The organism is Kitasatospora sp. NPDC004240 (assembly GCF_053603215.1).
The window spans coordinates 1-10,956 of record NZ_JBSGFD010000246.1 but is presented as its reverse complement, the minus strand read 5'-3'; the positions used below and the strand labels follow the sequence as shown (position 1 = coordinate 10,956).

7 protein-coding genes are annotated in these 10,956 nt (G+C 75.7%); 5 read left to right on the top strand and 2 right to left on the bottom strand.

The features are described from left to right. Positions 1 to 204 precede the first annotated feature (204 nt). On the bottom strand, positions 205 to 1,527 hold the full coding sequence (locus tag ACWEQL_RS37485; RefSeq protein ID WP_452155236.1) for an SWIM zinc finger family protein: 1,323 nt from the start codon (positions 1,525 to 1,527) through the stop codon (positions 205 to 207). 235 nt (positions 1,528 to 1,762) lie between these two features. Between ACWEQL_RS37485 and ACWEQL_RS37480 the strand changes: the two genes are divergently transcribed. From ACWEQL_RS37480 to sucD, 5 genes are all read left to right on the top strand, one after another. Continuing rightward, complete coding sequence (locus ACWEQL_RS37480; protein WP_452155234.1) at positions 1,763 to 2,902, top strand: ATP-binding protein; 1,140 nt, start codon at positions 1,763 to 1,765, stop codon at positions 2,900 to 2,902. Positions 2,903 to 2,948: 46 nt separating this feature from the next. Continuing rightward, positions 2,949 to 5,402 (top strand): DUF5682 family protein, encoded by a 2,454-nt coding sequence (locus ACWEQL_RS37475; protein ID WP_452155232.1) that lies wholly within the window; start codon positions 2,949 to 2,951, stop codon positions 5,400 to 5,402. 117 nt (positions 5,403 to 5,519) lie between these two features. Further along, positions 5,520 to 6,731, top strand: coding sequence for a VWA domain-containing protein (locus ACWEQL_RS37470; protein WP_452155230.1), 1,212 nt, complete (start codon positions 5,520 to 5,522; stop codon positions 6,729 to 6,731). A gap of 358 nt (positions 6,732 to 7,089) precedes the next feature. Beyond that, positions 7,090 to 8,265, top strand: a complete 1,176-nt coding sequence (sucC, locus tag ACWEQL_RS37465) for an ADP-forming succinate--CoA ligase subunit beta (protein ID WP_452155228.1) — start codon at positions 7,090 to 7,092, stop codon at positions 8,263 to 8,265. A gap of 16 nt (positions 8,266 to 8,281) precedes the next feature. Next, the gene (gene sucD / locus ACWEQL_RS37460; RefSeq protein WP_452155225.1) at positions 8,282 to 9,166 is read left to right on the top strand and encodes a succinate--CoA ligase subunit alpha; all 885 of its coding nucleotides are present in this window, start codon (positions 8,282 to 8,284) and stop codon (positions 9,164 to 9,166) included. Positions 9,167 to 9,286: 120 nt separating this feature from the next. On the opposite strand, the gene ACWEQL_RS37455 is transcribed toward sucD, so the two are convergent. Beyond that, the coding region (locus tag ACWEQL_RS37455) for a hypothetical protein (RefSeq protein WP_452155223.1) at positions 9,287 to 10,956 on the bottom strand (1,670 nt) is incomplete at its 5' end.

Below are 10,956 nucleotides of genomic sequence, written 5' to 3'. Positions count from 1 at the left end.
GGTGGGCGGGCGAGCCGCCCGGCTCGGGCAGCGGGCGGCGGTCGGTGCCGAGCAGCGCGGTGGTCCGGAGGGCCTCCCACGGGTCGGCCGGGGGCGTGGTGGTCTGCACTGGGGCTCCTGCGGGTGGGAGGTCGGCGGGTCGGGCGGGCGGACCGGATCGGCCGCCGAGGCGGGCGGTCGGGCCGGCGGCCGCGGCCGGCCGCGTCAGGTGGTCAGGCCGATCGGGCGGTGGTCGGCGCCCCAGGCGGTGACGGGCGCGAAGCCCTGGTGGCCGTACTCGCCGAAGACGGTGAGCGGACGGCCGGTGGAGACCGCGGCGAGGCGCCACAGGGCCGCCTCGGGGGTGCCGGACCGCTGCACCGGGACGGTGTGCCGGCCGTCGGTCAGCTGCCAGCCGTCCGGGCCGAGCACCGGGACCACGCCGTCCAGCACGGTGGGCCAGGAGGCCAGCCAGGGGTCGTCGGCCACCGCGGCGCCGTACCCCTCGGCGGCCTCGGCGGGGCTGAGACCGGCGGGCGGCTCCTCGGGGCCGGCCGCGGGGGCGCCGTACCGGGTGCCGAGGACGGCCCGCAGCGGGCGCACCCCCGGGTGGAAGGCCAGCTCGGCCTCCAGCACCTGGCCGGTGGGCAGCGCCAGGTCGGGGGCCTGGCCGGGCCGGCCGAAGGCGAGCAGCAGGGCCGGGCGGCCGGTCTTGGCGCCGCGCAGCCACAGCCGGCGGGTGGTGAGCCGGTCGTCCGAGGTGTCGCGGCTGCCGAGGACGTGCCAGCGGTCGCGCACGGTCGGGCCGGCCAGCAGCTCCGCGGTCTCGGTGGTGTAGCCGACCCGGGCGCGGACGGTGGCGGCCAGCGGCTCGGGCAGCCGGTCGACCCGGCCGGCGGCGGTGGCGAGCAGGTGGAGCAGGGCGTACTCCTCCAGGAGGTCCTGCTGCGCCGCCGCGTCGAGCTCGCGGACCCGGGCGGCGAGGCCCGGTGCCTGGGCGTCGACCATCCGGGCGGCGACCTCCTCCCACGGGCTCGCGGTGCCCTGGTCGGCGAGGCCCTGCCGGATCCGGTCGGCCAGCCGCAGCCGCAGCTCCCCGGCCCCGGCCGCCACCCGGGCGTACCGCTTCTCGGCGCGGCGGCGGGCCGCGTCCGGGTCGGCGGCGGCCGCCTCGGCGCGGGCCGTACGGCGCTCGACGGCCTGCTCGGCGCGGTCCTGACGCTCCTTGAGCCAGTCGGCCGCCCAGTCGGCGGGCTCGGCGCCGTCGGGAACGGCGTCGGCGGCGCCGCTCCACAGCAGCAGCAGGCCCAGCGCGTGCTTGCAGGGGAACTTCCGGCTCGGGCAGCTGCACCGGTACGCGGGCGTGGTGAGCTCGATCACCGTCCGGTAGGGCGTGCTGCCGCTGCCCTTGCACTCGCCCCACAGGGCGGTGCCGTCGGTGCCGGTGCCCGACCAGGGGGTGGGTGAGGAGAGTTTGCCGGCCGCCTTCTGCGACGCGGCGTCAGGGGCGAGGGACAGGACGTGTTCGGTGCTCCAGCGTTCCTCCATGCCCTCGACGGTAGGGGGCGGCACTGACAGCGCCCGGGCGGGCGTCCGGGGGCTCCGCGGCCACCCGAACCGGTGTGCGGTCGGGATTGTCAGTGGCGGGGTGCATGGTGGTCATCGCAGGCCGGAGGCGGTGGTTCGCCGTCCGGCCGGCCTGCCGACATCTGCGCCGATGCTCCCACCGATCACCCCGCCGCCTGCCACAGGTGTGTCCGGCGGCCGACCCGAAGGAGCCCCCATGACCGCCGCCACGCCGACCACCGCCTCGACCGGTGCGACGCCGCAGGACGGGCCGGGCGAGGACGTGCTGCGCCGGCACGCCGAGGACGAGTTCGCCGCCGAACTGGCCGCCCTGGCCGCCCACGACGACCGTCCGCGCCCCGAGCGCTGGAAGCTCTCGCCGTGGGCCGTCGCCACCTACCTGCTGGGCGGCGAGCTGCCGGACGGCACCGTCGTCACGCCCAAGTACATCGGCCCGCGCCGGATCGTCGAGGTCGCGGTCACCACGCTGGCCACCGACCGCGCCCTGCTGCTGCTCGGCGTGCCGGGCACCGCCAAGACCTGGGTCTCCGAGCACCTGGCGGCCGCGATCAGCGGCGACTCCACCCTGCTGGTGCAGGGCACCGCCGGCACGCCCGAGGAGGCCGTCCGCTACGGCTGGAACTACGCCCAGCTGCTGGCCCACGGCCCCAGCCGGGACGCGCTGGTGCCCTCGCCGCTGATGCGGGCGATGGCCGACGGCAAGATCGCCCGGGTCGAGGAGCTCACCCGCATCCCGGCCGACGTGCAGGACAGCCTGATCACCATCCTCTCCGAGAAGACCCTGCCGATACCGGAGCTGGGCACCGAGACGCAGGCGGTGCGCGGCTTCAACGTGATCGCCACCGCCAACGACCGCGACCGCGGCGTCAACGAGCTGTCCAGCGCGCTGCGCCGGCGCTTCAACACCGTGGTGCTGCCGCTGCCGGGCTCGCTGGAGGAGGAGGTCGACATCGTCACCCGCCGGGTCAACCAGCTCGGCAGCTCCCTGGAGCTGCCCGAACTGCCCTGCGGCGCCGAGGAGATCAGGCGCGTGGTGACCGTCTTCCGGGAGCTGCGGGCCGGTCTCACGGTGGACGGCCGCACCAAGGTCAAGACCCCGAGCGGCACCCTCTCCACGGCCGAGGCGATCTCGGTGCTCACCAACGGCCTGGCGCTGGCCACCCACTTCGGGGACGGCGTGCTGCGGGCGGGCGACGTGGCCGCGGGCATCATCGGCGCCGTCGTCCGCGACCCGGTCGCCGACCGGACGGTGTGGCAGGAGTACGTCGAGGGCGTGGTCCGCGAGCGTGACGGGTGGAAGGACTTCTACCGCGCCGCCCGCGAGAACGCCCGCTGATCCGCCCGCAGTTGAGCAATCCGACCAAGCGAGGAGGGAGGGCGCGATGAGCGCAGAGGTGACGCTGCTCGGCGTACGCCACCACGGGCCCGGCTCGGCCCGCGCGGTGGCCGCCGCGCTGGAGCAGGTGCGGCCGGACGTGGTGCTGATCGAGGGCCCGCCGGAGGCCGATCCGATCGTCGCGCTGGCGGGCGCGAAGGAGATGGTCCCGCCGGTCGCGCTGCTCGCCCACGCCGTGGACGACCCGTCCCGGGCCGCGTTCTGGCCCTACGCCGAGTTCTCCCCGGAGTGGGTGGCCGTCCGGTACGGCGTCGACCTGGGCGTGCCCGTCCGGTTCATCGACCTCCCGGCGGCGTACGGCTTCGCCGACGCGCCCGAGGCCGACGCGCCCGCGGCCCCCGTGGCCGGGGAGCCGGGTCCGGAGGCGCCCGGTTCGGAGCGGTCCGGGTCCGAGGCGCCCGGTTCCGAGGAGTCCGGGTCCGGGACGTCCGGGGGAGTGCCGGGGGGCACTTCCCCGGACGCCGGGCACGGCTCCGACGACCCGATCGCGGTGCTCGCCGAGGCGGCCGGCCACGACGACCCCGAGCGCTGGTGGGAGGACGTGATCGAGCACCGCTCGCCCGGCGCGGACGCGCTCGCCCCGTTCACCGCCGTCGCCGAGGCGATGACCGCCCTGCGCGAGGCCGGCCTCACCGGCTCCGCCGCCCGTCGCGACGAACTGCGCGAGGCGTACATGCGCCAGCAGATCCGGGCCGCCCGCCGGGCCGGGCACCGGCGGATCGCCGTGGTCTGCGGCGCCTTCCACGTGCCCGCGCTGGCCGTGATGCCGACCGTCGCCCACGACCGGGCGCTGCTGGCCACGCTGCCGAAGAAGGTGCGGACCGACATCACCTGGGTGCCGTGGACGCACCGCAGGCTCGCCCAGTACACCGGTTACGGCGCAGGGATCGTCTCGCCCGGCTGGTACCACCACCTGTTCACCAGCCCCGACGCCGACCCGCTGCCCGGCTGGATGACCCGGGTCGCCGAACTGCTGCGCGCCGAGGACCACCCGGTCTCCTCCGCGCACGTCATCGAGGCCGTCCGCCTCGCCCGTACCCTCGCCGTCGTGCGCGGGCGCCCGCTCGCCGGGCTGACCGAGAGCCTGGACGCCGTTCGGTCGGTGATGTGCGACGGCTCGGAGGTGGCCCTCGCGCTGGTCCGGGACCGGCTGGTGATCGGCGACGCGCTCGGCGAGGTCCCGGACACGGCGCCGGCGGTGCCGCTGCAGCGCGACCTCGCCCGGCTCCAGCGCACCCTGCGGCTCAAGCCCGGGGCCGAGCCGCGCGACCTCGACCTCGACCTGCGCAAGGACACCGACGCGGCCCGCTCCCGGCTGCTGCACCGGCTGCGGCTGCTCGGCATCGACTGGGGCGTGCCGACCCGGTCCGCCGTCAACTCCACCGGCACCTTCCGGGAGAGCTGGCGGCTGTGCTGGGAGCCGGAGTTCGCCGTCCGCGTCGTCGAGGCCGCCCAGTGGGGCACCACGGTGGCCGACGCGGCGGCCGGCAAGGCCGTCGGCACCGCCCGCGCCGCCACCGGACTCACCGAGCTCACCGGCCTGGTGGAGACCTGCCTGCTCGCCGGGCTGGCCGACGCGCTGCCCGCCGTGATGCGGGTGCTCGCCGACCACGCGGCCCTGGACACCGACGTCTCCCACCTCGCCGGGGCGCTGCCCGCGCTGGTCCGCGCGCTGCGCTACGGCGACGTCCGGGGCACCGACGGCGGCGCGCTCGCCGAGGTCGCCGGCGGCCTCGCCGACCGGATCTGCGTCGGCCTGCCGCCCGCCTGCACCGGCCTGGACGCCGACGGCGCCGCCGCGATGCGCGTCCACCTGGACGAGGTGCACGCGGCGATCGCGCTGCTCGCCGACCTCACCGACGAGCTCGGCGAACGCTGGACCGCCACCCTGCACCGGCTCGCCCGCCGCGAACCGCACGGTGGACCGGCCACCGGCGTGCCCGGCCTGCTGCGCGGCCGCGCGGTCCGGCTGCTGCTCGACGACGGCCGGCTCGACTCCGCGGAGGCCGGCCGCCGGATGGGCCTGGTGCTCTCCGCGGCCAGTGCCCCGGCGGACGCGGCCGGCTGGATCGAGGGCTTCCTGGCCGGCGGCGGCGCCCTGCTGCTGCACGACCCCCGGCTGCTCGGCCTGCTCGACGACTGGCTCACCGGGGTGTCCGGCGAGGTCTTCACCGACGTGCTGCCGATGCTGCGCCGGACGTTCTCCGCGCTGGAGGCCGGCGTGCGCCGCACGGTCGGCGGCCGGGTGGCGGCCGGCCCGCTCGGCGACGAGGGCGTCACCGCCCCGGAGCACACCGCGGCCGGCCTGGACGAGGCCCGGGCGGACGCCGCCCTGCCGGTGGTCGCGCTGCTGCTCGGCCACCCCGCCCCGCCCGCGGCCCCGTCACCGGGGGCCGGCCGGCCCCGCATCCCGCGCCAGGCCGAGGGCCGCGACACCTGAGGGCCGTGGCAGCCGGATTCCGGGACGTCCGAGTTCCGGGACCTCCGAGGGCCGTGACGCCCCGCACCTCGCACCCCGCCCCCGCCCACCTCCCCGCACCCACCGAAGGAGCACCCGATGGCAGTGACCACCTCCCGCGCCGCGGACGCCGCCGCCGACCCCGCCGGCGAACGGCTGCGCCGCTGGCGGCTGGTGCTCGGCGGGGAGGCCGACGGAACGGGCCACGCCCTGGCCGGCCGTGACGCGGCGATGGACGGTGCGCTGGCCGCCCTCTACCGGGGCGCCCCGGAGGAGGGCCGGTCGGGTGGCCGTCCGGAGCGCCGCACCGCGGGGCTCGGCGGCTCGGCGCCGCAGGTGGCGCGCTGGCTGGGCGACATCCGCGAGTACTTCCCCACCTCGGTGGTCCAGCTGATGCAGCAGGACGCCATCACCCGGCTCGGCCTGGACCGCCTGCTGCTGGAGCCCGAGATGCTGGAGGCCGTCGAACCGGACGTGCACCTGGTCGGCACCCTGCTCTCGCTCAAGCACGCCCTGCCGGAGACCACCCGGGAGACCGCCCGCGCGGTGGTCGGCAAGGTGGTCGCCGAGCTGGAGCGCCGGCTCGCGGACCGTACCCGGGCGACCCTCGGCGGCGCGCTGGACCGCAGCGCCAAGGTCAACCGCCCCCGCCACCGGGACATCGACTGGGACCGCACCATCCGGGCCAACCTCAAGAACTACCTGCCCGGCGCCGGCCCGGACGGGCGGGGCACGGTCGTCCCCGAGCGGCTGGTCGGGTACGCCCGCGCCCAGCGCGCGGTGAAGAAGGACGTCATCCTCTGCATCGACCAGTCCGGTTCGATGGCGCCCTCGGTGGTCCACTCGGCGGTGTTCGGCGCGGTGCTCGCCTCGATGAAGTCGCTGGACACCCGGCTGGTCGTCTTCGACACCTCGGTGGTCGACCTGACCGAGCAGCTGTCCGACCCGGTGGACGTCCTGTTCGCCACCCAGCTCGGCGGCGGCACCGACATCAACCGCGCGCTGGCCTACTGCCAGTCGCGGATCACCCGGCCGTCCGAGACCGTGGTGGTCCTGATCAGCGACCTGTACGAGGGCGGCATCCGCGACGAGATGCTCAAGCGGGTGGCCGCGATGAAGGCGGCCGACGTGCAGTTCATCGCCCTGCTCGCGCTCTCCGACGAGGGCGCCCCCGCGTACGACCACGCGCACGCCGCCGCGCTGGCCGCGCTCGGCGCGCCCGCCTTCGCCTGCACCCCGGACGCCTTCCCGGAGATCATGGCGGCGGCGATCGAGAAGCGCCCGCTCCCGGTGCCGGAGCGGTCGGCCTGAGGGCGCCCGACCAGGACGTACACGGACGCGACGGCGGGGTCACCCGGACGGGCGAACCCCGCCGTTCCTCACCGCCGGAGCACCCACCCGGTGAGCCGGAGCGACGACACACCGCCGTAAGCTTGCTGTGACGGTTCTCACCCAAGACGGGCCGGTCCCGGGCGAAACACTCCCGGCCCACGGGGATAACCTGCCAGACGGACGTGACGCGCGTGTTGATTGACGTGTGCGCCCGTGGCTGTGTGGGCCGCAAGGCCGTATCTCTGCGTACCCGCACCGCCCCGACGACCCGCAGCGAAGATCCTGCCGTGGCACGCTCGTAGAGACACAATCCGCGACCACGAACAAGGACAAACACGTGGACCTGTTCGAGTACCAGGCGAGGGACCTCTTCGCCAAGCACGGGGTGCCCGTGCTTGACGGCGATGTCATCGAGACCGCCGCAGACGCTGCCGCCATCGCGGAGCGCTTCGGCGGCCGCGCCGTCGTCAAGGCTCAGGTGAAGGTGGGTGGCCGAGGCAAGGCCGGCGGCGTGAAGCTCGCCGCCGACCCGGCGGACGCCGTCGCCAAGGCCGAGGCGATTCTCGGCATGGACATCAAGGGCCACACGGTCCACAAGGTGATGCTGGCCCAGACCGCGGACATCAAGGACGAGTACTACGTCTCGTTCCTGCTGGACCGCACCAACCGCACCTTCCTGGCCATGGCCAGCGTCGAGGGCGGTGTGGAGATCGAGGTCGTCGCCGAGGAGAACCCCGACGCGCTCGCCAAGATCCCGGTCGACGCCAACGAGGGTGTCACCCCGGAGAAGGCCGCCGAGATCGTCGCCGCGGCGAAGTTCCCGGCCGAGATCGCGGACCAGGTCGCCGACGTCCTGCAGAAGCTCTGGGTCGTCTTCATCAAGGAGGACGCCCTCCTGGTCGAGGTCAACCCGCTGATCAAGTCCGGCGACGGCAAGATCATCGCGCTCGACGGCAAGGTCTCCCTGGACGAGAACGCCGAGTTCCGCCAGCCCGAGCACGAGGCGCTCGAGGACAAGGCCGCCGCCAACCCGCTGGAGGCGGCGGCGAAGGCCAAGGGCCTGAACTACGTCAAGCTCGACGGCGAGGTCGGCATCATCGGCAACGGCGCGGGTCTCGTCATGAGCACCCTCGACGTGGTCGCCTACGCGGGCGAGAAGCACGGCGGCGTCAAGCCCGCCAACTTCCTCGACATCGGTGGCGGCGCCTCCGCCGAGGTGATGGCCAACGGCCTGGAGATCATCCTGGGCGACCCCGACGTCAAGTCGGTCTTCGTCAACGTCTTCGGTGGCATCACCGCCTGCGACGCCGTCGCCAACGGCATCGTGCAGGCCCTGGAGCTGCTCTCGTCGAAGGGCGAGGCCGTCACCAAGCCGCTCGTCGTCCGCCTCGACGGCAACAACGCGGAGCTGGGTCGCAAGATCCTCGACGACGCGAACCACCCGCTGGTCCAGCGCGTGGACACCATGGACGGTGCGGCCGACCGCGCCGCCGAGCTGGCCAACGCCAAGTAAGGAAGGGGACGTAACCATGGCTATCTTCCTTACCAAGGACAGCAAGGTCATCGTTCAGGGCATGACCGGCTCCGAGGGCATGAAGCACACCCGCCGCATGCTCGCCTCCGGCACCCAGATCGTCGGCGGTGTGAACCCGCGCAAGGCCGGCACCACGGTCGACGTCGACGGCACCGAGGTGCCCGTCTTCGGCTCCGTCGCCGAGGCCATCGAGAAGACCGGTGCCGACGTCACCGTCATCTTCGTGCCGCCGAAGTTCACCAAGGACGCCGTCGTCGAGGCCATCGACGCCGAGATCGGCCTGGCCGTCGTCATCACCGAGGGCGTCCCGGTGCACGACACCGCCGCCTTCTGGGCGTACGCCGGTTCGAAGGGCAACAAGACCCGGATCATCGGCCCGAACTGCCCCGGCCTGATCAGCCCCGGACAGTCGAACGCCGGCATCATCCCGGCCGACATCACGACCTCCGGCAAGATCGGCCTGGTCTCGAAGTCGGGCACCCTGACCTACCAGCTCATGTACGAGCTGCGGGACATCGGCTTCACCTCGGCCGTGGGCATCGGCGGTGACCCGGTCATCGGCACCACCCACATCGACGCCCTCAAGGCGTTCCAGGAGGACCCGGAGACCGAGCTCATCGTCATGATCGGTGAGATCGGCGGCGACGCCGAGGAGCGTGCCGCGGCCTTCATCGCCGAGCACGTCACCAAGCCGGTCGTCGGCTACGTCGCGGGCTTCACCGCCCCCGAGGGCAAGACCATGGGCCACGCCGGCGCCATCGTCTCCGGCTCCTCGGGCACCGCGCAGGCCAAGAAGGAGGCCCTTGAGGCCGCCGGCGTCAAGGTCGGCAAGACGCCGTCCGAGACCGCCCGTCTGGCGCGCGAGCTGATCGCGGGCTGACACCCGGCCCCGTACGGCATCCGACGCCCCCGCCCCGAACCGTCCGCGGTCCGGGGCGGGGGCGTTCCGCGTTCACGCCCGCCGCTGTCCACGCCCGCCGCTGCCCACACCTGCCGCTGTTCACGCCCGCCGTTTCACCCCGGTGGGGCAGGGGCCGGGCGTCCACCAGGCGCACACGGCTCCCGGGGCGTCCACCGCGTCCGCGGACGGCCCGGTCGATGGCGGCGGCAGCGCCCCGCCGTCCGGCCCGACCTCCCAGAACCGCGGGTCCCTCGGCGGCGGCGGGTCCACCACCACCGGCGGAACGCCTGGCGTCGTGCTGCACCACACGCTGCGGACCCCGTTCGGCGGCCCGCCCGGCACCAGGGGGACGGCGGCGCCGATGCCCGCCTCGGGAGGCGCGTCGGCGGCCGCCCTGACCGTGTCACCGGTGGTGGCGCAGACCGCGGGCGGCGGCGCCTCGGCCGGCCGGAACAGGTCGGCCGGCCCCCGGCCCACCAGGGTCGCCACCACGGCCGCGCCCATCACCGCCACCAGCAGCGCCGCGCCGCCGGTCAGCGTCGCGTCCCGCAGCCGGTACCGGGCCCGCAGCAGCGGCACCGCCGGACGGTGGGGCTCCGGGCAGCCGCGCACCGCCGTCCGGTGCATCAGCCCGCTGAGGCGGTCCGCGAAACCGTCCGCCGCCGGATCCGGCCCGACCAGCTCGGGCACCCAGCGCGCCAGCGAGGTCCGGGCCGCCCACACCCGGCCCTCGGCCGCCGCCAGCGTCGACTCCACCTCCAGCGCGACCGAGGGAGCCGGCAGGCCCAGCCCGTCGTGCAGCACCAGCGCCCGCCGCCGCGGACGCGACAGCCGCCGCAGCGCCTTGAGCAGCGCGCGGTCCCGGGCGGTCAGCCGGTCGTGCTCGGGCAGCACCGCCTGCGACTCGTCCGCCGGCCGCACCCTGATCCGCCGGTGCGGCAACCGCCACATGTGCGCCCGTCGGGGGCCGCCCCGGTGCCACGGCGACAACGCCGCCTCGAACGCCCGCCCCCGCACCCACCCCTCGGGGTCGGCCGCCGGGCCCACCTCGTCCCACCGCTGCTGCGCCTCCCCGAACGCCCGCCCCACGCAGTGCACCGCCCGGTGCCGGCAGCCGGTCAGCAGGAACGTCTGCTGCACCAGCCGGGTGTGGGCGCCGGCGTAGAACTCCTCGAAGCCGCCGTCCTCGACGGGCCCGGGCCGGGGCTCGGTGCTGTGGGCCGGGGGGACGGCCGGTGGGGCGGCCTCGGGGGCGGTGGTGTCGTGCGTGCCCTCCGCGGGCGGCTCATCGACGGCCGCGACGGCCGCCGCCACCGGTACGGGCGGCCGCGCCGCACCCCCGCGCCCGCCCCGCTTCCGGCGGGGGCCCTGCCCACCGGCCCGGGCGTCCCCGGCCGCGGTGGGGTTCGCGGTGCGCTTTTGGGTGGCGGCACGGGCGGTGCCGGCCGTCCCGTCCCGGGCGGGTGCGGCGTCCCGGGTGGTCGTGCTGTCGGCCGGCGGGTTTCCGTCGCCGCCGGGCTTCCGGTCGGTGACCTGGGCGGGCGTGTTGTCCTTGGTCGCCGTGCCGCTCGTCGGCCGGTCCTCCCCGTTCGCGGTGCGCTTCGGGGCGGTGTCCTGGGCGGGTGCGTTGTCGGTCGGCCGGTCCCCGTCCGCGGTGCGCTTCGGGTCGGCGGCCCGGTCCGACCCGGCACCCTTGGCCACCCTGCCACCTGCCCTGCCGCCCGTCACGCCACCCGCCGTGCCGGCCGGCGGCCGGCCCCCGTCCGCGG

Bases quoted from the DNA above. Each gene is read 5' to 3' on its own strand.
- sucD (WP_452155225.1), top strand. From the start codon at position 8,282: ATGGCTATCTTCCTTACCAAGGACAGCAAGGTCATCGTTCAGGGCATG.
- ACWEQL_RS37480 (WP_452155234.1), top strand. From the start codon at position 1,763: ATGACCGCCGCCACGCCGACCACCGCCTCGACCGGTGCGACGCCGCAG.
- ACWEQL_RS37475 (WP_452155232.1), top strand. From the start codon at position 2,949: ATGAGCGCAGAGGTGACGCTGCTCGGCGTACGCCACCACGGGCCCGGC.
- ACWEQL_RS37485 (WP_452155236.1), bottom strand. From the start codon at position 1,527: ATGGAGGAACGCTGGAGCACCGAACACGTCCTGTCCCTCGCCCCTGAC.
- ACWEQL_RS37470 (WP_452155230.1), top strand. From the start codon at position 5,520: ATGGCAGTGACCACCTCCCGCGCCGCGGACGCCGCCGCCGACCCCGCC.